The sequence below is a fragment of the Streptomyces sp. 5K101 genome (assembly GCF_046506645.1).
GTDB lineage: Bacteria > Actinomycetota > Actinomycetes > Streptomycetales > Streptomycetaceae > Streptomyces.
In genome coordinates this window covers 59,535-81,517 of sequence record NZ_JBKFFO010000009.1, presented here as the reverse complement: position 1 = coordinate 81,517, position 21,983 = coordinate 59,535, and the positions used below count along the sequence as shown (strand labels likewise).

Here is a 21,983-nt window from a genome sequence, read left to right as displayed (position 1 = left end):
CCGCCCGGCATCACGCGTCTCCGTGACGGTCCAGGAGAGCCGCGAGCGCCTGCTCGAAACCCGACGCCTCACAGGCGCCATGGGTCGGGTCCTGCTGCCGTACGTCGATCACATGACCGGTCAGCGCGGACAGCAGCACGTCGAGCGAGGTACGGGCCACGGCCTCGGACGACAGCAGCGAACCGGCCGGCTCGGTGCCGAACGCCTTGGTGCGCATCGGGGTGGCGGTGCGCTCCGGGTTCACGCAGTTGACGCGGATGCCGTCGGCGGCCCACTCGTCGGCCAGGGCCTGAGTGAGATTCACCATCGCGGCCTTGGTGGAGGAGTAGAGGCTGTACTCGGCGCGGCCGCGGGTGTAGCTGCTGGAGGTGTACAGCAGCAACTGGCCCTTGGTCTCCGCCAGGTACTTGTGCGAGGCGCGCGCGATCTGCACGGGGGCCAGGTAGTTGACGTTCAGCGCCTCCTGAATGGTCGTGTTGTCCGTCTCGGCCAGCTTGCCGATGCGCAGCACGCCCGCGGTGTTGATGACGTAGTCGATGCGACCCGTCTCGGCGTACGCCGTGGACAGCGCGTCGTCGACGTGCTCCGGGTTCTCGACGTGCGTGCCGGTGGTCGAGCGGCCCAGCGCGTAAACCTTGGCGCCGTAGGACTCCGCCAGCTTGGCGATGTCCGCGCCGATGCCGTAGGAGCCGCCGAAGACGACCATGGTCCGGCCCGCCAGCAGCTCGCGGTAGGCGTCCTCGTCGGTCTGCGCCGGGGCGGTCGTGGAGGCGAGCTGGAAGAGCTTGTCGGCGATGAAGACGTCGACCGGCTGCGTGACCTTCATGTTGTACTCGTCGCCCGCGACGACGTGGATCGGCACGTCCGGCAGGTACTTGAGCACGACCGAACAGTCGTCGGTCGCCTGGAAGTTCGGGTCGCCGGCCGCGATCTCGTACGCCCTGCGGATCGTCGACAGCTTGAAGGCCTGCGGGGTCTGGCCGCGGCGCAGCCGGGAGCGGTCCGGGACGTCGGTGATGAACTCGCCGTCCTCGCCGTGCGTGCGGGTCACGATGATCGTGTCCGCGGACGGGATGGCGACGTCGACGGCCTGGTAACGGTCCAGGGCGTCGACGCAGTCCTTGATGACGCGCTCGGAGAGCAGGGGGCGGACGGCGTCGTGGAACAGGACGTTGCGGTCCTCGCTCTCGGCCAGGTCCTCCCCGAGGGCCGCGATGGCGCGCTCGGTGGTCTCGTTGCGCGTGGCGCCGCCCTCGATGACCTTGACGACCTTGGTCAGCCCGGCCTTTGCAATGATTTTTTCGACATCCGGCACATAGCCGGGGGCCATCAGCACGATGACGTCGTCAATGACGTCCACCTGTTCGAAGATTGTGAGTGTGTGCTCGATGACGGCCTTGCCGGCGATCTTCAGCAGCTGCTTGGGAATCGACAGACCCACGCGCTGGCCGGTCCCACCGGCAAGCAGGACAGCAGTGGTTCGAGATTTGGCCATGGGCTGCACAGGAAAAGAGAACCTATCGTGCGAGGGCTTGGGGCGGTAAACCGATGCTTGCATTCTCATTTACCTTCTCGCAAGACAGGTGACGCCGCGCACACAAGTAGGTAAACCCCCTGGCGTACGGGCGATCGGAGCCCTCACCCCCACGCGGCACAACACGAACGAGTGATCGACGCCACACATGCGGGCGGAATGAATCGGGTCAAATAAGCACAAACGAGCGGTTACAGATCCACCACATTGAGTGCGAGGTCGTTGGAGAGCGTGTAGAAAACACGCACGCGGATCTTCTTTCGCGGTCTTCCTCGTACTCGATCGGCAATGACGCGCGCAGCGCTTCCTGCACGTTTCTTGCACATCACGGTGTGGGGAAAAACAAAGATCCGATGCTTCGTCACCACATCATCGAGAATCCGCCCGATCCTGACCGGTCCGGCGTCCGACGCACAGCGGATGAAGGCGTCCCACACGTCGTGGGAGGTGGTCTGCGAGGCGGCGGGCACCGTGGCGGAGAAGGAGAAGCGGAAGCCGTCCTCGCCGACGCGCTCGCCGCGGAACAGCAGCTCGTCCGTGGGCCTGCCGCGGCGGCGCAGCACCAGCGTCGGACGGCCGGCCACCGTCGCCGTGCCGAGCATGCTGCCCGCCAGGGTGAACCGGGAGCCGTCGACCCGGACGTCCGCGGCCTCGGCGTGGATCGGCCGGTGCCAGGCGCGCAGCATCAGCGCACCGCCCTTGGCCTTGTCCTCGTACGGGACGAGATTGTGCACCGGCCCGCCCGGGCTCAGCCGCTCGGCCGCGTGCAGGGCGCCGCGCTGGTCGACCACGCGGGCCGTGACCCGGCCGCGGGCGCCGGCCCCGGCCGGCTCCACGAACACGTTCCACACGCCCTCCGGGAAGACCTCGCCGGTCGGGACGGTCGCGGAACCGCGTGCGTCGAAGTCGAAGGTCCGCACCTCGGTACGGTCCCCGGTGCGGGTGCACACCAGCCGCGCGCCGTTCTCGATATCCTCCGGCAGCGGCGCGACCAGACGCACTGTCACCGAGCCGTCGACGGCGACCGCGCAGTCGGCGACCGGGGTCGTCCCGGGGATGTGCGTGCGCTGCGCCGCCTCGGCGGCGAGCTCGTCGAAGAGGGTCTCGTACTGCTTGGCGACCACGCCCGGGTCGAAACGGCGCGCGTTGCGCACGGCGGCGGCGCCCATGCGGCGGCGCAGGTCCTCGTCGTCGATCAGCCGCAGCAGCGCCCGGGCGACGGCGTGCGCGTCGCCGACGGGCACGAGCAGACCGTCGACGCCGTCCTCGATGATCTCGCGCGGCCCGTAGTCACAGTCGGTGCTCACCATCGGCACGCCGCAGCGCATCGCCTCCACGAGGGTCATGCCGAACGACTCGTGACGGGACGTCGACGCGGCGATAGCCCCTTTGGCCCACTCGGGCTCGATGGGCGAGTGAGGGCCCATCAGATGGATCGCGTTGTACAGGCCGAGCTCATCGATACGGGCGCGCAGCCGGTCGCGCTGGTCGCCGGAGCCGTAGATGCGCAGGGACCAGTCGGGCCGCTGCCTGACGACCTCGGCGAAGGCGTCGACGAGGACGTGGTACTGCTTCTCGGCGGCGAGCCGCCCGGCCGCGACGACGGTCCTGCCGGTGCCGTCGGAAGGCGGGACGGACGGCTCGGGGACGCTGTTGGGAATCGACAGCACGCGGGTGGTGGGCAGCGGCATCTTCTCGCGCCACACCGTGGCGTCGCCTTCGGAGACGGTGACGAACGCGTCGACGGTGGCGAGGTGTTCGTACATCTCCTCGCGCAGCGCGGCCCTGTGGTGGTTGTGCGTCATGTGCTCCTGGCCGACGCGGACGGCGGTGGCCGGGGCGAACTGGGCGACGTAGGCGACGAGGCCGGGGCGGGTGCCGACGACGACATCCGCGTCGGACGCGGCGTAGTGGGCGCGCACGCGCTCGTCGACGAGGCGGTTGTACTCCTTGTAGCGGGCCTCGGCGCGCGGGAAGGCGACGGCGGGCTCGGCGAACAGGGACTCCTGGCGGTCGGCGCTGCCCTGACGGGTGTCGACAAGGGGCACGACGGTGATGCGCGGATCCAGGGCGAACGCGGAGTCGTCGCGGTGCCGGAAGACCGAGACGATCTCGACCTCGTGGCGATCGGCCAGCTCCTCCGCCAGATTCAGCGTCGTGCGGATGGTCCCGCCGATTCCGTAAATGGTGTGGATGAGAAAGGAGATCTTCATCGGCACTCCGTTCGCTTCTGCTCACGGTATGCCCGGTGTCTCCCTGCCAGCCATGGTTCGGCCCGTTCCGGGTGAATGTGTGACAGTCATCCGGAACGGGCCGTTGCCCGCGTGGGGGCTACTGGCCTGCCTGTCTCAGCGGTGCGGAACGGGGTGCCGCAGGCGCCAGCCCTGCCATGCCGAGGCGACCATCTCCCGGACGTCGTAGCGGGCGCTCCAGCCCAGCTCCTTGTGGATCAGATCGGCCGCGGCCACCACCCTGGCCGGGTCCCCGGCGCGGCGGGGCGCGATCTCGGCCTCGATGTCCGAGTAACCGCTGACCTCGCAGATGAGGCGCACCATTTCGGCGACGGACACGCCCTCACCCCGGCCGATGTTCAGGACGAGTTCGGCGGAGGAGTCCTCGACGAGCCGGCGCGCGGCCGCCACATGCGCGGACGCGATGTCCTCGACGTGGATGTAGTCCCGTACGCACGTGCCGTCCGGCGTCGCGTAGTCGTTGCCGAAGATCCGAGGCGGCAGGCCCTGGTCGAGACGCTCGAACACCATGGGCACCAGGTTGAAGATGCCGGGGTCACCGAGTTCGGCGGACGCGGCGCCGGCCACGTTGAAGTACCGGAGCGAGGCGGTGGCCATGCCGTGCGCGCGGCCGGCCGCCCGCACCAGCCACTCGCCCGCGAGCTTGGTCTCCCCGTACGGACTCATCGGTGCGCACTCGGTCTGCTCCGTGACCAGGTCGACGTCGGGCATCCCGTAGACCGCGGCCGAAGAGGAGAACAGGAAACGGCGGACACCCGCGTCGGCGGCGGCCTCCAACAGGGTCTGGAGTCCCGTGACGTTCTCGCGGTAGTAGTGGAGCGGACGCTCGACGGATTCGCCGACCTGCTTCTTCGCCGCCACGTGGACAATGCCCTCGACCGCGTGGTCGCGCAGCACCCGGTCGACCAGATCCCGGTCCAGTACCGATCCGCGCTCCAGCGGTACGCCGGCCGGCAGCCTGGCCGGGTCGCCGGTGCTGAGGTCGTCGAGGACGACCACCCGCTCACCGCCTTCGGTGAGGGCCTTCACCACATGAGACCCGATGTAGCCGGCACCGCCTGTGATCATCCACGTCATCCGGTCAGTCTAGAAGGCTGCCGAGCGGCGCTTCACCGAGACCCCTCAGGCCCGGCCCGGAATGTCCCGCAGCGGTGCGACCACGGGCCTGCCGTCCATCGAGAGGGTGACCACCGCCGCCGGGCCGCCGCCCGCGGCGCCCATGACTGCCGGGGTTCCCACCGAGAAGCCGAGCCCCTGGACTCTCGCCCTGGCCACCGTGCCGTCGCCGCCGTCGTACACCAGCCCCTCAGCGGTACCGGTGCCGACGGCCATGCGCAGGTCGTCCGCCCCCGGCCTCCGGCCGCCGACCAGACTGACGCGCCCGTACCCGGGCACCGGCACGTCCGCCACCGTCGACCAGCGGCGTGTCCGCCCCACGGCCAGGCGCTCGACCATCACGCGGTCGCTGGCGACCCGCCGGTAGCCGACGAGCACGGAACCGTCCGCGGCAGTGACGGCGTCGGGGGCATCCCCCGGCTCCGCCACGAAACTCCGTGGCCCCTTGCGCAGTCCGGCGGTCGGCGTGCGCTGGGTCCAGTGCTCCACCCATCCCGAGGAGGCGGCGAACAGATGGATGCGCCCGTCGCCGTCCACCGTGGCGGCCAGGCCGTCCTGTATGTACCCGCCGGGCAGCCGCCGCCAGGGCGACCAGTTGCCCTGGCGGTCGAGCACGCGGGTGCTCACCCCCTTGCCTCCGTTGCGCACGAAGACATGGACACGGCCGTCGGCCCCGGTCACAGCCGTCGGTGGACCGGTCAGCCGGCTGCGCCGGGGCTCGGTCTCGGGGTTGCCGAGACTGCGCCAGCCGGCCTCGAAATCGCCTCCTGGCCTGCCCTGCCGGAGCATGACGATCTCGCGGACGTTGCGCGAGGCGCTCGCGTCCATCCGTGAGAAGCGCAGGGCGAAGATCAGGAGGCGTCCGTCCGCATCCGTTGTCACGGCTATCGCCGGCGCCAGCGGTCCGCCGCCGAGGTCCTCGGGCGCGCCGAAGCCGCCCTCAAGTGTACCGGTCCAGCGCGCGAGCCGGGTCCCGAGCACTCCGTACACCGACAGGGCGCCGTTGGCGCCGGTCACGGCCTTGGGGCCGGCGGTCGGATACCGCCGATGCGTGCTGCGGACCCAGCCACGCTTCGAGAGCAGGACCCGGTCGCCACCGATCGCGTAGTCGCCGCAGCCGGACGCGTTGCCGCACTCCCAGGACGGGTCACCGCCGTAGGCGTTGAGGTAACGGGCCTTGAGGGCGACCGTCTCCGAGGGCAGATTGTGCGGCCAGCGCTGGTTGTAGTAGCCACGGTAGGACTCGGTCTGGAAAGCGGGGGCCTTGGCGTTGCCTCCGGTTCCGTCGGCCCACTCGGCGAGTGCGCGCCAGGCGAAGAGTGCCGCAGCGGTGTGGTCGGGGTGATCCGAGTAGCCGCGCTGATCGCTGCCGCGCGGATGCCGCTGATCGTGCACCTGGGCGTCCGGGTCCGGGTCGAGCGTCCGTATCAGGGTGGGCCGGTGACGCCGGAGCAGGAAGACGAGGGTGTCGATCAGGTCCTCACGGGTGTACGAGAACGTCCGCCGGACCGAGGACTCGGGTGCGGGCTGGGTCGGGAGACGGACACCCGGACTGCTCCACAGGTGCGTCAGGTTGACGGCTCTGCCCCGGTCCCTCGCGTGCATCCGGAGGCTGAGGAAGATCAGCTCCACCCGCCTTCCGTCGTGCTCGAGCCGGTTGAGTTCGGCCTCGCGCCCTCCCGGCAGCCGGACAGCCGTGCGCTCCCAGGCCGTGAACAGCGGTGCACCGAGCATCTGCGCGTACGCCTGCCGCAGTCCCTGCTGGCGCGCGGAGACATACGCCGGAACGTCCGCCGCCGGCTTCGGCCGGCCCGGGACCGCGTTCATCCCGAAGGAGCCCCCGTCCGTGACATAGACGGAGATCAACGGCACTCCGCCGGCCAGCGTGTGGGCCACGTCGGGATTCATGAAGAACAGGTCGTCGTCCGGATGAGCCACGATCTGCATGACCCGCGCAGCACCGGGTTGCGTGAATCCGTTCCGCGGCTCTGCGCCCAGTCGTCGCACCGGCACACCGGAACCGGCCGCGCCGCCCGCTGCGTCGGAACCGGCAGAGGGGCGGCTCAGGGCGCGGTTGCCCGCCAGGCCCACCGCGGCGACGCCGGCCAGGGACATCAGTACGGCGCGCCGGGGCGGCGCAGGATAATGAGCTTCGAACCGGCGACCCATGTCCCCCCTTGACGTCTGCGACGACCGAGCAAGATCGCCACACGTAAAGAGGGAAACCGTGAAATCAGGTTTCACAGGATCACGTGATCGTCATCACATAAGGGTCGATTTGTGAGTCAACTTGCCGATGCCTCTCATTGTTGGCACCATGCGACGCTGACCATCAGCCTTGAGTGGAAGCCGGGATCGCCGTGAGTGACTCACTGCTGCCCTATGCGGTGGGCGCTGCGAAGCGTGCTCGCCGGGCCGCTGTACGAATGCGCCGTCGCGTCGAGCAGTTGCACACGGTACCGACGATCGGCGGCGGCATCCGGCCGCGCCCACAACTCCGGCCCGTCCACTACTCGGTGTCGGGCGGCCGGACCCTCAACTTCGCGGTCGCCGTTCCGCGCCGGGACGTCGCCTCCGCCGTTCTGATGCTCTCCCACGGCACGGCCCGCGAGCGGGTGCCCCTGGAGCTCGAACCACAGGCCGACGGAACCCTGCTGCTCACCGCGACCGTGCCCCTGCGCCACCGGGACCAGCCGGAGCCCGCCGGCCGCGGGCCGGCCCTGAGCAGCGGCATCTGGCGACTCGCCGTGCTGATCACGGACCTCGCCGGGCAGACGCACCGTACGAAGGTCACCGCTGCCGCCGCCCGGGAGGTCTCGGACGGGCCGACCCTGCCGTCCTCGCCGTCGCCGACAAGCGGCGCGGTCTTCCGTCCCGTCCGCTCTGTCGACGGGTTCGCGCTGCTGAAGGTCCGGGCCCCCCGCCCCCACGCCGAACTCACCGCGTTCGACCTGCGCTGGGACCGGATCACTGTGCACGGCCGGCTCATCGGCTGCGCCCGCGCGGAGGCGTCCGGAACAGCCGAGGCCGTGGTGCGCCGCGGCAATCACAAGACCGTCACGGCGAAGCCCGCGTGGCAGGGCGACCGTTTCAGCTTCGACGTGCCGCTCGACAAGATGGGCGGCTATCGCGGAACGGCTCGCACCTGGGACCTGTACCTGCGGCTCGGCGGCGCCCGGCTCAAGATCGCCCGGCAGCTGACCGACGTCCGTCACCCCCGGCAGGTCTACCGCACTCCCTTCCGTATCGTCGTCCTCGACAACGGCACCCTCATGCGGGTGCACGCCCATGTCACCGCGGCCGGAGCGCTCGCCGTCAACTGCGCAGAAGTCATAGCCCCGCCCCAGAGCACAGAGGAAATCGCATGAAGATCACGTTTCTGCTCACCTGGGGCGACGAGATGGGCGGCACCGAGATGGCCGCCTACACGCAGGCCATTCATCTCGCACCCCGCCACGACGTCGAAGTCCTCAGCGTCTTCAAGACGCGGCAGGAGCCGTTCTTCGCCGCCGCACGGAAGGTCCGGCGGCGCTACCTGGTCGACCGGACCGGTGCGTACGAGCGGCCCGTGCGGGAATCCTCCCTGAACGCCGAGGCGTGCCGCACGCTGGCGTCCCTGCCCAGCGAGATCATCAAGCCGGCCTGGGAGAGCACCTTCAACCGGCTCTCCGACATCGAGATGACCCAGGCACTGGGCTCCTTGGACACCGATGTCCTCGTCACCACGACGCCGGCACTCATGGCCGCCGTCGCGGAGCTCGCCCCGGCCCGCGTCATCACCGTGCACCAGGAGCACCGCGCCTCTCAGCTGCGCGGCGTCTCCGGTGAGCCGCTCCTCGTGTACGCACCTCGGATCGACGCCCTCGTCTCCCTCACCGAGCGCACGAACGACTGGTTCGCGGACTCGCTCCAGGACGCCGCACCCGAGCTGGTCGCCATCCCGAACGCGGTCCCCGACGGCTACCGCCCGCGGGCCGACCTGGAGAGCAGGACCATCGTCCTGGCCGCCCGGATGACCCCGGAGAAGCAGCTGGACCACGCCATCCACGCCTTCCACCGAGTCTCGGCCGACTTCCCCGACTGGACGCTGCGCATCTTCGGCGACGGCCCGCAGCAGGTGCGCCTGCGTCACCTGGTCGAGGGACTCGGCCTGCACTCGCAGGTCGAACTCATGGGCCGCTCCGACCAGATGGAGCAGGAGTGGGCCAAGGCCTCGCTGTGCCTCCTGCCCTCACGCAACGAGGCGTTCCCTCTGGTGCTGCTCGAGGTGTTCGCAGCCGGTGTGCCGGTCATCGCGTACGACATCGTCACCGGGCCCGCCGAGATCATCCGGCACGACGTGGACGGACTGCTGGTCCCGCCGCGCGACATCGACTCCCTCGCCGACGCCATGTCCCGTCTGATGAAGGACGACGACACGCGGCACGCCTTCGGCAAGGCGGCGCGGTCCGGCGTCAACGAGCGCTTCTCCGGCGAGAAGATCACCGCACAGTGGGAGGAGCTGTTCGAGCGCCTCGTCGCCCGTCGTGACACTCCCGAGCGCCTGGCCGCCCGCGCCGACCGCACCGCCCTGCGCATCGCACAGGGCGGCACCAAGAGTTTCAGCGTCGCGGCGCCCGTGTCCCTCCTGGCGAACTCCTCGGACGAGCAGAAGGCGCGCGAGGTACTGATCCAGGCACAGAACCGGTCCCTGATCCGCTCCGCCGGCCGCCTCGCCGAGGAGCGGGACGACATCGACGGCCCCACGATGGCCAACCTCAACCTGGAGATCACCACCAAGGCGTTCGAGGACTCCGGCGTTCCCTTCGTGCTTGTCCGCAACGACGGAATCGCGCACCTGCTGGCCGTACCGGTCGAGCAGCGTGCCCGCGCCCTCCAGGCGCTGGCGACCGAGTTGCAGGGCAAGCCCGTGTACGGCGAGCTGATCACTCCGCGGGGCGCCGCTCCCGGCGCCGTACTGGCCGAGCGGCTCGACGGTGTCGGGGAGATCGCCGGCGTGCGGGTCTTCAAGCCGGTGACGAGCGCGAGCCGGACGCTGCGCTACGGACCGGCGTACGGATGCACCGTCGAGTTCTGGGAGGAGGACGAGGACGGTTGGCGCAACAGCCCGCGTTCGACCACCCTCCTCGGCCGCCGCCTGCCCTCGCTGGAGCCCACCGCCAAGCTCCAGGTCGGCGGACACGCCTATCCGACGCTGGCCCAGTTCACCAAGCAGCTGATGTGGGACGTCGACTTCCCCGTCGACGTCGTCTACACCTGGGTCGACGACACCGACCCGGCGTGGCGCAAGCGGCGTGACGACGTCCGCCGAAGCCTGGACATGCCGGTCGACGACGCCGACAGCGGCGACGTCCGGTTCCGCAACCGGGACGAACTGCGGTACTCGCTACGGTCACTGGCGATGTTCGCGCCCTGGGTGCGCAACATCTACCTGGTGACGGACGACCAGACGCCGGAGTGGCTGGACACCGACCAGCCCGGCATCGAGGTGGTCGCCCACCGGGACATCTTCCCGGACCAGTCCTGGCTGCCCACGTTCAACTCGCACGCGATCGAGAGCCAGCTGCACCGCATCGACGGGCTGTCCGAGCACTTCCTCTACTTCAACGACGACGTGTTCATCGGCCGCCCGCTCTCTCCGGGCTCGTTCTTCCTGAGCAACGGCGTCGCCAAGCTCTTCCGTTCGCCGACGTCCGTCCCGCCGAGCGAGCCGTCGCCGGACGACGAAGGCTACTTCGCGGCGGCCAAGAACAACCGGGCTCTTCTGGAAGGGGCGTTCGGCCGGGTCGCCACACACGGCTTCCTGCACGCCCCGCATCCGCTGCGCCGCAGCGTGCTCACGGAGATCGCCGAGCGGTTCCCGGAGGAGGTCTCGGCAACGGCCCGCAACCCGTTCCGGGCGAACACGGACCTGTCGATCACTTCCTCGCTGCACCACCACTACGGCTACCTCACCGGCCGTTCGGTGCCGTCCGCCATCTCCTGCAGCTACATCAACGTCGGCAACTACGAGCACCACTCGGTGCTCAGCAGGCTTCTGGCCTCGCGCAGCCACGACGTCTTCTGCATCGGAGAGTCTGCCGACGCCGAGGTCCCGGTCGACGAGCAGGACCGCGTGCTGCAGGCCTTCCTGAACGCCTACTTCCCGGTCCGTTCGCGCTTCGAGCGCGACTGACGGCAGGCGGCGCACAAGAGAGAGGCCTTCCTCGTCCGGCCCGGACGAGGAAGGCCTCTCTCTTGTGCGCTCGGTGTCCTACTGCTTCTTCTCGAACGGGCTCGGCACCGGGAAGTACGCCTCGAGGAACGGCGTGATCAGATCCTTCTGCTCCGTCACATCCTGCTCCGTCGAGACCGTGTCGTTGACGCAGAAGACCGTCTTGTCGCGGTTGGCGAGCAGCCGCCCGAGCCTGGTCTCCGTCCACGGGTGCGTCAGGTCGAGGTAGGCGTAGGGCAGTTGGGACGGCACGGCACGCTGCGTGTGGAAGGCGTAGTAGTGGTGCAGCGACGACGCGATCGATATGTCGTCGATGCTGCGGAACCTGCTCGCCTCGGTGTGCCGGTATTCGGCGTCGAACTCGGACTCGATCTCCGTCAGCACACTGCGGCGCAGCGGATGCGGCATGTGCTTCATCTTCTGCACGAGCACGGCGCCGTAACGCTCCTCGATCAGGCGCCGGTTGTTCTTGCCGGCCGCCGCGACCGGCGGGTCGTCGACGGTCCGCTCACCGAGCGGCACCAGGGCGGAGGACGGAAAGAACTTGGTGAGGCCGCTGGAGAAGAAGAAGTCCTGCGGTGTCACCTCGCTGCCGAGCATCACGTCGTCGTTGAAGTAGAGGAAGTGCTCGGACAGCCCGTCGATGTGGTGCAGCTGGCTCTCGATGGCGTGTGAGTTGAAGGTGGGCAGCAGGTGCGGGGACCGGAAGATGTCCTTGTGGCTCACCACCTTCAGGCCCGGCACCTCGGTGTCCAGCCAGTCGGGCGTCTGGTCGTCGGTCACGAGGTGGACGGTGCGCACCCAAGGGGCGTACATGTGCAGGGAGCGCAGCGAGTAGCGCAGCTCGTCGCGGCTGAGGTAGCGGGCGGCGTTGGCCGCCTCGGCGTGGTACCCCTCGCCGGAGAATTCGGCGCGGCGCCGCAGCCAGGCGGGATCGGCGCCGTCCACCCAGGTGTAGACGACATCGATGGGGAAGGTGACCTCGTCGGTGTGGACGACGGCCATCTCCGGGCGCGTGGGAACCTGTGCGGCATCAGCCGAATCCCGCGGCGCGAGGCTCGTGAAATACGACTCCGGCGCGGTGACGCTCGTGCCCCGGACCGGCAGAGCCGCGGCGACCTTGCCGGGCCTCGGCGGGACCAACTCGCCCTGCTCCTCGTGCCAGAACTCGATGTCGCAGCCGTACGGATTCCCCAGCGTCAGCAGGCGCGTGGGGTCGGTGCGGTACCAGGTGACGCGCAGGATGCCGGCGTCACGCAGCCGCTGCCAGGTGGACGCCTCGAAGCCGGGATGAGAGATCGCCGAAGCGGGAGCGTTTCCCTTGACGACCGTGACGTAGCCGGGCAGCCGGTGGCAGGCGTCGGCGAGCGCCGCGAGGACGGCGGCGCGATCCCGCTCGTGCACGGCCACGGCACCGGCGGTGTCCGACTTGCCCCGTACGCAGAAGTGGTCGATCTGCGCCTCGGCCAGTGCGCTCAGAACGGCGTCCAGGTTCGCGCGCCGGGCCTGGAGCGGGGTCACCGCCGGCGTGACCAGGGCGACCTTCGCCTCCCGGCCGACGTTGACCACGGCGCGGTCCGGACCGGAGGCGAGCGCCTCGTAGCGCTTGGCGACGCGGCCGCTGCGGAGCCGCTCGGCGATGGCCGTGCCATGGGCGATACGCATCTTCAGCCGACGGCGCACGTCGGCGTCGACCTGCGAAACGATGGCCCGCCGCACGCGTTCCGGTACGGCTCGGCGGTAGACCCCAAGCAGCCGGGGTGCCTCGGGATTTCGCACGGGGGTCGACTCCTTGAACCTGATCGGTACGAATGGTGAACGTACCCAGTATGACGTGTGACCGGACCCCCTCCTGACGGGATCCGGCCACTGCCGAGGCGGGTTCGCGGCACCCGTCAGAACGGGTCGAAGCCCTCGAACTCCTTCAGCGCCTCGTCGCGCTCCGCCTCGCGGTCGCGGCGGCGCTGCGCCGCCGGCCGCGGGGCCTCGAAGCGGTGGTCCTCACCGCGGCGGCCGAGCATCTCCGCGCCCGCCATCACCGTCGGCTCCCAGTCGAAGACGACCGCGTCGTCCTCGGGGCCGATGGCCACGCCGTCGCCCGCGCGGGCACCGGCCTTCATCAGCTCTTCCTCGACACCGAGGCGGTTCAGCCGGTCCGCGAGGTAGCCCACGGCCTCGTCGTTGTTGAAGTCGGTCTGGCGCACCCAGCGCTCCGGCTTCTCGCCGCGCACGCGGAACAGGCCGTCCTCCTCCTGCGTGACCGTGAAGCCCGCGTCGTCGACCGCCTTCGGGCGGATGACGATCCGCGTCGCCTCCTCCACCGGCTTGGCGGCCCGCGCCGCGGCCACGATCTCGGCCAGCGCGTACGACAGCTCCTTGAGGCCCTTGTGCGCCACCGCCGACACCTCGAAGACGCGGTAGCCGCGCTCCTCCAGGTCCGGGCGGATCATGTCGGCCAGGTCCTGGCCGTCGGGGATGTCGACCTTGTTGAGGACGACGATGCGCGGCCGGTCGTCCAGGCCGCCGTACTGCCGCAGCTCCTCCTCGATGACGTCGAGGTCGGTGGCCGGGTCGCGGTCGGACTCCAGCGTCGCGGTGTCCAGCACGTGCACCAGCACCGAGCAGCGCTCGACGTGGCGCAGGAACTCCAGCCCCAGGCCGCGGCCCTGGCTCGCGCCCGGGATCAGGCCGGGGACGTCGGCGATCGTGTACACGGTCGAGCCGGCCGTCACGACGCCCAGGTTCGGGACGAGCGTGGTGAAGGGGTAGTCCGCGATCTTCGGCTTGGCGGCGCTGAGCACCGAGATCAGCGAGGACTTGCCCGCGCTCGGGTACCCCACGAGCGCGACGTCGGCGACCGTCTTCAGCTCCAGGACGACGTCGCCCGAGCGGCCGGGCTCGCCGAGCAGCGCGAAGCCGGGGGCCTTGCGGCGCGCGGAGGCCAGCGCCGCGTTGCCGAGACCGCCGCGGCCGCCCTCGGCGGCGACGTACGTGGTGCCCTGGCCGACCAGGTCGGCGAGCACGTTGCCCTTCTTGTCGAGCACGACCGTGCCGTCGGGCACGGGCAGGACCAGGTCCTGGCCGTCCTTGCCGGAGCGGTTGCCGCCCTCGCCGGGCTTGCCGTTGGTGGCCTTGCGGTGCGGGCTGTGGTGGTAGTCGAGCAGCGTGGTCACGGACTGGTCGACGACCAGGATGACGTCGCCGCCGCGGCCGCCGTTGCCGCCGTCGGGCCCGCCGAGCGGCTTGAACTTCTCCCGGTGCACGGAGGCGCAGCCGTGGCCTCCGTTACCCGCGGCGACGTGCAGCTCGACGCGGTCCACGAAGGTGGTCATGGAAGTGCCTCCAGTGATGACGGGATGCCGCCGGCGACGGTGACGCCGGTGACGTACGTACGGAAATGTCTGTCTCTCAACACACGAAAGGCGGACCCGCTTCCCGGCCCGGGAAGTGAGGTCCGCCCCTCGTACGAGAACCGGTCAGGCGACCGGAACGATGTTCACGACCTTGCGGCCACGGTGGGTACCGAACTCCACCGCGCCCGGCAGCAGCGCGAACAGGGTGTCGTCGCCACCACGACCGACGCCCGCACCGGGGTGGAAGTGGGTGCCACGCTGGCGGACCAGGATCTCACCGGCGTTCACGACCTGACCGCCGAAGCGCTTCACGCCGAGCCGCTGAGCGTTGGAGTCGCGACCGTTCCGGGTGGACGATGCGCCCTTCTTGTGTGCCATCTCTCCTCAGTCCCTTACTTCGCAGCCGTGGGGATGCCGGTGACCTTGATCGCCGTGTACTGCTGACGGTGACCCTGGCGGCGGCGGTAGCCGGTCTTGTTCTTGTAGCGAAGGATGTCGATCTTCGCGCCCTTGTGGTGGTCCACGACCTCGGCCGTGACCTTGATACCGGCCAGCACCCACGGGTCGCTGGTCACGGCGTCGCCGTCGACAACGAGCAGGGTCGAGAGCTCGACCGTGTCGCCAACCTTGGCGGTGGAAATCTTGTCAACCTCAACGATGTCGCCGACAGCAACCTTGTGCTGGCGACCACCGCTGCGCACGATGGCGTACACGCGGATCTCTCTCTCGCTCGGAACGGACCCCTGATGCCAGCCGCTCACACGGGCGCGGGCCCGAGACGATCCGGAATGGACGAGCGGCCTCTCCCGGCGGACCGGGAGGAAGGTGCTCAGGGGTGGGCGCATAAGGAAACACGCCGAAGGACAAGGTTACGGACCCGCCCGCGGCGGGTCAAACTCGGCCTCCACCGGCATGCGGGCTTTGTAGAATCGGTGCCGACTTTCCTGTGAACACCTCAATAACGGCATCGAGTCGACCGGGAGGGGCTGCGGCTGCAGCGACCAGCGCTCGGGCTGCACGCGGAACGGACGACGAGCTTTGACCACCTCGCCTGACATCTCGGTGATCATCGGCGCCTACAACGCCATGCCGTACCTCACGAAGACCCTGACCTCCGTGGTCGAGCAGTCGATCGGGCGCGACCGTCTGGAGATCATCACCGTCGACGACGGCTCCACCGACGGTACCGGCAAGGAGCTCGAACGCTTCGCCGAGGAGTACCCCGGCCTGTTCCGGGTGTTCCACCAGGAGAACTCCGGCGGCCCCTCGGCCCCCCGGAACAAGGGCCTGGACCACGCGCGGGGCCGGTTCGTCTTCTTCCTCGACGCCGACGACTACCTCGGCGAGGAGGCCCTCGAGCGCATGCTCGCGATGGCCGAGAAGAACAAGACCGACGTGGTGCTCGGCAAGATGAAGGGCGTCAACGGGCGAGGCGCGCCGGCGTCGATGTTCGTACGCAACCAGCCCCGTACGGACGTCTTCAGCTCCCGCGTCTACTGGGCGCTCAACCCGCTGAAGCTGATCCGGCGCGAGCTGATCGAGAAGCACGGGCTGCGCTTCCCCCTCGGGTACAAGACCTGTGAGGACCAGCTCTTCACCGGCATGCTCTATTTCAAGGCCGACGGCATCTCGGTCGTCGCCGACTACGACTGCCTGTACATCGTCAAGCGCGACGACGGCGGCAACATCACGACCTCCACGCGCGGCGCCGACAGCCGCATCAAGGTGCTGGAGCTGATGGTCGATCTCGTCGAGAAGCACGTCCCGGCCGGTCCCGACCGTGACGGCCTGATGAACCGGCACCTGTCGATCGACATGTTCCACGCCCTGATCCACCTGGCCAGGGAGTCGGACCCGGAGCTGCAGAAGAAGAACTACGAGCAGCTGCGCGCCCTGCTGGAGCGGTCCTACCCGGATTCGCTCAAGGCCAGGGTGAACGCGATCACGCGCCTGCGGTGCGAGCTCATCCGGCGCGGGATGCTCCAGGAGTCCATCGAGCTGGAGAAGGCCGACCGGCGGCACCGCTCGAGCGGCGAGCAGCCCGGGGTTCTCGTCGAGGGCGACCGGGCCTACACCCTGCTGCCGTTCTTCCGCGACGCCGAGCGCGGCATCCCGGACGAGATCTACGACGTCACGACGGCGCTGCAGGACCGCCACCGGCTGGACTCGGTCGGCATCGAGGACGGCGTACTGAGGATCACGGGTCACGCCTATCTGCGGCGGGTCGCGCAGGACGTGCCCACCGGCACGGAGCTGGTGCTGCGCGAGCGCGACACCAAGGCCGAGCACCGCTTCCCGACGACGGTCGTGGCCACGCCGGAGCTCGGCGCGGGCAAGGAGGACGCCGGGAGGTACCGCTACCCGGAGGCCGGCTTCGCCGCCGAGATCGAGCTGACGACGGCGGTCGACGGCGGTCGCCTCCCCAAGGGCCTGTGGGACGTGTTCGTCGCCGTCCGGGTCCACGACGTCGTCAAGGAGATCCGTTTCGGCCACAGGCGCCTGCCCGCGGTGGACGCCGCGCCGCGGACGTACGTCGTCGCGGACGGCGAGGAGAACTTCGCGGCCGCGCTGTACTACACGCAGCCGTACAGCAATCTGACGCTCGACGTCGGCGAGAACAAGCACAAGGTCGCGGACAAGTTCCGCATCGAGGGCACCCGCTGGTCGACCACGATCCCCTCGCAGCTGGAGGTCACCGGCAGCTGGAAGCTCGCGGGGCTGCCGGCGGGCGCGCTGGGCGTACGGCTCGAGGGCGACGGCGGCAGGTCCGTGACGGTGCCGGTCATCCCGACGGGTGACAGCGCCTTCACGGCCAACGTCCCGTTGGAGGGACTCGCCACCGGCTCCTGGACGGTGTCGCTGTGGCTGCCGTCGCAGCGCGGCAAGGGCTGGTCCAAGCCGGTGGCGCCGCAGTCGGACCTCACGAACACGCGCTGGACCAGCCGCGGCGTCCCGCGCTGCGCGGCCGTGGCGAAGAAGCGCAACAAGCTGGTGCTGCGGGTGGGCCGGGTGGCGATCGTGAAGGCGCTCCTGAAGCGCGTGAGGGCGCTGACGCCCGGCAAGCGCTGACTCGCCGCGTGGGACGCCCATCGCGCGGAGGCCGTGACGCCCGAGGCCTCGCCTCGCCTGCGGACCGGTGTCCCTCGGCGGGCGGGCGGCGTGCGTAAACGCCGACGCGGCCCGTCCCCGTGGAAACGGGGGCGGGCCGCGGTGGGAGGGGGCTAGTCCTCGGACGTCGTCGCGGAGACCGACGGGGGCGTCTGTTCGGCCGCCACCGCCTTCTTCGTGGCCTTCTTCGCCGTGGCCTTCTTGGCCGTCGTCTTCTTCGCGGCCGTCTTCTTGGCCGCGGCCTTCTTCGCCGTCGCCTTCTTGGCCGTCTTGCGGGCCGTCTTCTTGGCCACCGGAGCAGCCTCCGGCTCCGCCGCCTCGGGCTCGGGCTCGGCAGCCTTCGGCTCCGTGGCGACCACGACGATCGCGGCCTCCTCGGCACCCGACGGCGAACCGGCCGGGGCGGTGACCTTGCGCGTCACCCGGCGGCGGGCCCGCGGCGGAGCCGCGACCGGCGCCTCCTCCGTGACCACGGCCAGGGCCTCCGGCTCGGGCTCCGGCTCCGGCTTCACCGCCGGGGCCACCGTCACCTCGGCCGGAGCCGGTGCCCCGGCCGGGGCCGACACCTGACGCGTGACGCGGCGGCGCGTACGGCCCGTGGGGGCCGGCTCGGCAGGAGCCTCCGCCTCGGGCGAAGCCGCGGGCTCGGGCTCCGGCGTCGGCTCGGGCACCGCCACCACCGCCGGCTCCGCCGCCTTCGGCGCACCCGCCGGGGCCGACACCTTGCGGGTCGCCCGCCGGCGGCCACGGCCGCGCGTCGCGGCGGCCTCCGCCTCGGCGACGCTGCTGTACAGCTCCTCGTCGGGCGCGAAGGCCGGCTCCTCGAGCGCGACCGGCGCAGCCGCCTCGGCGGCGAGCTCCGCCTCCGTCTCGACCTCCGGCTCCGCAACCGCCACGGCCTGCGGCTCGACGTGCTCGTGCTCCACGACCGCACCACCGCGGCCGCGCTTCTTGGCGCGCTTGCCGCCACCACCGGCGGCGGACGGCTGCTCCATGTGCACGATCACACCGCGCCCGTTGCAGTGGACGCAGGTCTCCGAGAACGACTCCAGCAGTCCCTGGCCGACCCGCTTACGGGTCATCTGCACCAGGCCCAGGGACGTCACCTCGGCCACCTGGTGCTTGGTGCGGTCGCGGCCCAGGCACTCCAGGAGTCGGCGCATGACCAGGTCCCGGTTGGACTCCAGCACCATGTCGATGAAGTCGACGACGACGATGCCGCCCAGGTCGCGCAGCCGCAGCTGGCGCACGATCTCCTCGGCCGCCTCCAGGTTGTTCCGTGTGACGGTCTCCTCGAGGTTGCCGCCCTGACCCGTGAACTTGCCGGTGTTGACGTCGATGACGACCATGGCCTCGGTCTTGTCGATCACCAGCGAGCCGCCGCTGGGCAGCCAGACCTTGCGGTCCAGCGCCTTCATCAGCTGCTCGTCGATCCGGTTGACCGCGAAGACGTCGACCTCGCTGGTCCACCGCTGCAGGCGGTCGACCAGGTCGGGCGCCACGTGCGACACGTAGCCGTGGATGGTCTCCCACGCGTCGTCACCGCTGACGACGACCTTCGTGAAGTCCTCGTTGAAGATGTCGCGGACGACCCGGACGGTCATGTCCGGCTCGCCGTAGAGCAGCGTCGGGGCGTTGCCGTTCTTCGCCTTCTTCTGGATCTCCTCCCACTGCGCCTGCAGACGCTCGACGTCGCGGCGCAGCTCGTCCTCGCTCGCCCCCTCGGCGGCGGTGCGCACGATGACGCCCGCGTCCTCGGGAACGATCTTCTTGAGGATCGTCTTCAGCCGGGCCCGCTCGGTGTCGGGCAGCTTGCGGCTGATGCCGGTCATCGAGCCCTCGGGCACGTAGACCAGGTAGCGGCCGGGCAGCGACACCTGGCTGGTCAGGCGGGCACCCTTGTGGCCGATCGGGTCCTTGGTGACCTGGACCAGCACCGACTGGCCGGACTTGAGGGCGGCCTCGATGCGGCGCGGGCCGTTGGCCATGCCGAGCGCCTCGAAGTTCACCTCGCCCGCGTACAGGACGGCGTTGCGGCCCTTGCCGATGTCGACGAACGCGGCCTCCATGGACGGCAGGACGTTCTGCACCTTGCCCAGGTAGACGTTGCCGACGTAGCTGGTGGCCTGCTCCTTGTTGACGTAGTGCTCCACGAGCACGTTGTCCTCGAGGACGCCGATCTGGGTGCGCTCGCCGCTCTGACGGACGACCATCACCCGCTCGACGGCCTCGCGGCGGGCCAGGAACTCCGCCTCGGTGATGATCGGCACCCGGCGGCGGCCCTGCTCGCGGCCCTCGCGGCGGCGCTGCTTCTTCGCCTCCAGACGGGTCGAGCCCTTGATGGACTGGACCTCGTCGCTCGGCTCCTCCTTCTTGCGGGGCTCGCGGACCTTGACGACCGTACGGACGCCGTCCTCGTCGGTGGCCTCGGGCTCGCCGGCCACGTCACCGCTGCGACGGCGACGGCGACGGCGACGGCGGCTGCTGCTGGTCCCGGCGGCGGACGGCGTGCCGGCCTCGTCCTCCTCCTCGGCCTCCTCCTCCGCTTCCTCGGCGGCGGCCTCGGCCTCCTCGGCGGTCTCCTCCGCGGACTCGTCCACGTCGGCGGCCTCGCCACGGCGGCGACGACGGCCCCCGCGACGGCGCCGGCGCGACGGCCGGTCCTCGTACTCGTCGGCCTCCTCGCCCTGCGCGGCCTCCGCCTGCTCGGCCTCGGCCTCCTCCTCGGCCTCGACGGCCTCGGCGGCGGTCTCGACGGGCTCGGCGGGCTCGCCCCGACGACGGCGGCGACGGCGGCCGGCGGGCTGCTCGGGGGCCGCGGTCTCGGTGACCGCCTCGGCGAACTCGTCTTCCTCCTCGGCGGTCGCGGCAGCGGCAGCGGCGGCCGCGGCGGTCTCCGGGGTCTGGAACATCGGCTCGGCGAAGACCGGGGCCTGGAAGGTGGGCACCGCGGGGCGCGCCCGGCGGCCGCGCGCGGGCGCCTCGGCCTCCTCGGCCGGCGCGGCGGCCCGGGGCTGCGGGGTGGTGAACTCGGGCGACACGGCACGCCGACGGGTGCGGCCACGGCCGGCGGCCTTCTCGGCAGCGGCGACCTGCGCCTCGTCGGCGGCGATCTGCTCGACGGCGCTCTCGGGCAGGCTCTCGCCCGTCTCGACGGCCTGCTCGTCGGCCTCGGCGACGGCCGGGGCACCGGCGGGCGCGGTGGCCCGACGGGCGGCGCGGCCCGTACGCGGGGCGGGCTCCTCCGTCACGGCCGGGGCCTCTTCGGCGGCCGCAGCCTTCGGCGCACCGGCCGGGGCGGACGCACGACGGCGGCGGCGCGGCGCGGCGACCTCGGCGGCCTCGACCTCAGCGGCCTGGGGCTCGACGGCCTCCTCCGACGCGACGGCTGCCTCCTCCGACGCGGCGGCGGCAGCGGTGTCGGCGGCCTCGGCGACGGCCGGTGCACCGGCCGGAGCGGTCGCCTTGCGCGTCGCACGACGGCGCGTACGCGGCGCGGGCGCCTCCGCCTCGGTGTCGGCGGACGCGGACACGGCGGCCGCCTGCGGGACCTCCGCGGTCTCCGTCTCGGCCTCCGTGCCCTGCGGCGCGCCGGCCGGGGCCGTCGCCTTGCGCGTCGCGCGACGACGGGTGCGCGGAGCGGGTGCCTCGGCCTCGGCGCTCTCGCCGACCACGGCGGAGACTCCCGCCACCGCGGGCACGACGGCCTCAGCGGCCTCCGCCTGCGTGGCCTCCGCTTCGGCGGCCTTGGGCGCGCCGGCCGGAGCGGACGCCCGGCGCCGCGTACGGCGGGGAGCGGCGGTCTCGGCGGCGACGACCGTCTCGGCGGTCTCCGCGGCCTCAAGGATGGCGGCGGCCTCGGCGGTCTCCTCGGCCTCGGCCGTAACGGCGTCCGCCGAGGCGGCCTCCGCCGGGGCACCGGCAGGCGCGGTGGCCTTACGGGTGGCGCGGCGGCGCGTACGCGGCGCGGGCGTCTCCTCGGACTCGTCCGCGGCCGGCTCCGCCGCCTCGGGCGCGCCCGCCGGAGCGGTCGCCTTGCGCGTCGCGCGGCGACGCGTACGCGGCGCGGGCGCCTCGACGGCCTCCGCGGCGGGGGCGGGGATCTCAGCGGTGGGGTCAGCGGCGACGGCCTCGGCGCTCTCCGTCGTGGCAACGGCTTCCGGCGCGGCGGCCTCGCTCAGTGCGGCGGTGTCCGCCGCGCTCGGCGGACCCGCGGGACGCGACGCTGCGCGGCGCCTGCGGCGCGGCGGCAGAGTGTCGCTGGGGGTGGCGTGTTCTTGGTTGTCTCCGGCAGTGCCGGATTCGATCGGCTCGAGCATGCGGGCGTTTCTCCCGTCGCGCTCCCGGGCGCCGTGCCTGGTCCGGTCCGGCCGCGGCCCGCGTGATGTGCGCGGTGCCGCCGTCCG

At 71.0% G+C, this 21,983-nt stretch carries 12 protein-coding genes; 3 read left to right on the top strand and 9 right to left on the bottom strand.

Going from position 1 to position 21,983, the window contains the following annotated elements; translation table 11 throughout:
• Positions 1–10: 10 nt before the first annotated feature.
• The 4 genes from ACLB9X_RS18745 to ACLB9X_RS18730 form a co-directional block, all read right to left on the bottom strand.
• Entirely contained in the window at positions 11–1,495 is a 1,485-nt protein-coding gene (locus tag ACLB9X_RS18745) for a D-ribitol-5-phosphate cytidylyltransferase (RefSeq protein WP_410361526.1), read from the bottom strand.
• A 230-nt stretch (positions 1,496–1,725) separates the two neighbouring features.
• On the bottom strand, positions 1,726–3,747 hold the full coding sequence (locus ACLB9X_RS18740) for a glycosyltransferase family 4 protein (protein ID WP_410361525.1): 2,022 nt from the start codon (positions 3,745–3,747) through the stop codon (positions 1,726–1,728).
• Positions 3,748–3,882: 135 nt separating this feature from the next.
• Positions 3,883–4,863, bottom strand: coding sequence for a UDP-glucose 4-epimerase GalE (gene galE, locus ACLB9X_RS18735; protein ID WP_410361524.1), 981 nt, complete (start codon positions 4,861–4,863; stop codon positions 3,883–3,885).
• A 45-nt stretch (positions 4,864–4,908) separates the two neighbouring features.
• Positions 4,909–6,849 (bottom strand): PIG-L family deacetylase, encoded by a 1,941-nt coding sequence (locus tag ACLB9X_RS18730; protein WP_410361523.1) that lies wholly within the window; start codon positions 6,847–6,849, stop codon positions 4,909–4,911.
• A 500-nt stretch (positions 6,850–7,349) separates the two neighbouring features.
• Here ACLB9X_RS18730 and ACLB9X_RS18725 point away from each other — a divergent pair, with 500 nt between their 5' ends.
• Together ACLB9X_RS18725 and ACLB9X_RS18720 are read left to right on the top strand one after the other, a co-directional pair.
• Complete coding sequence (locus tag ACLB9X_RS18725; RefSeq protein ID WP_410361522.1) at positions 7,350–8,270, top strand: hypothetical protein; 921 nt, start codon at positions 7,350–7,352, stop codon at positions 8,268–8,270.
• Positions 8,267–11,077 carry a stealth conserved region 3 domain-containing protein gene (locus tag ACLB9X_RS18720; RefSeq protein ID WP_410361521.1) on the top strand — a complete coding sequence of 937 codons (2,811 nt, stop codon included), beginning with the start codon at positions 8,267–8,269 and terminating at the stop codon, positions 11,075–11,077. The genes ACLB9X_RS18725 and ACLB9X_RS18720 overlap by 4 nt, the downstream gene beginning before the upstream one ends.
• A gap of 78 nt (positions 11,078–11,155) precedes the next feature.
• Here the strand turns inward: ACLB9X_RS18720 and ACLB9X_RS18715 are convergent, their stop codons facing one another.
• From ACLB9X_RS18715 to rplU, 4 genes are all read right to left on the bottom strand, one after another.
• Positions 11,156–12,895, bottom strand: a complete 1,740-nt coding sequence (locus ACLB9X_RS18715; RefSeq protein ID WP_410361520.1) for a stealth family protein — start codon at positions 12,893–12,895, stop codon at positions 11,156–11,158.
• Between the two features lie 116 nt (positions 12,896–13,011).
• Complete coding sequence (gene obgE / locus ACLB9X_RS18710) at positions 13,012–14,448, bottom strand: GTPase ObgE (protein WP_410361519.1); 1,437 nt, start codon at positions 14,446–14,448, stop codon at positions 13,012–13,014.
• 144 nt (positions 14,449–14,592) lie between these two features.
• Complete coding sequence (gene rpmA / locus ACLB9X_RS18705) at positions 14,593–14,847, bottom strand: 50S ribosomal protein L27 (protein ID WP_030779398.1); 255 nt, start codon at positions 14,845–14,847, stop codon at positions 14,593–14,595.
• Positions 14,848–14,861: 14 nt separating this feature from the next.
• Complete coding sequence (gene rplU / locus ACLB9X_RS18700) at positions 14,862–15,182, bottom strand: 50S ribosomal protein L21 (protein WP_114036861.1); 321 nt, start codon at positions 15,180–15,182, stop codon at positions 14,862–14,864.
• 325 nt (positions 15,183–15,507) lie between these two features.
• On the opposite strand from rplU, the gene ACLB9X_RS18695 reads away from it, so the two are divergent.
• A complete protein-coding gene (locus ACLB9X_RS18695; protein WP_410361518.1) occupies positions 15,508–17,538 on the top strand; it encodes a glycosyltransferase in 2,031 nt (676 codons plus the stop codon).
• A 152-nt stretch (positions 17,539–17,690) separates the two neighbouring features.
• Here ACLB9X_RS18695 and ACLB9X_RS18690 read toward each other — a convergent pair whose 3' ends face one another.
• Positions 17,691–21,896: a ribonuclease E/G gene (locus ACLB9X_RS18690; RefSeq protein WP_410361517.1), complete on the bottom strand. Its 4,206-nt coding sequence runs from the start codon at positions 21,894–21,896 to the stop codon at positions 17,691–17,693.
• Positions 21,897–21,983: the final 87 nt, after the last annotated feature.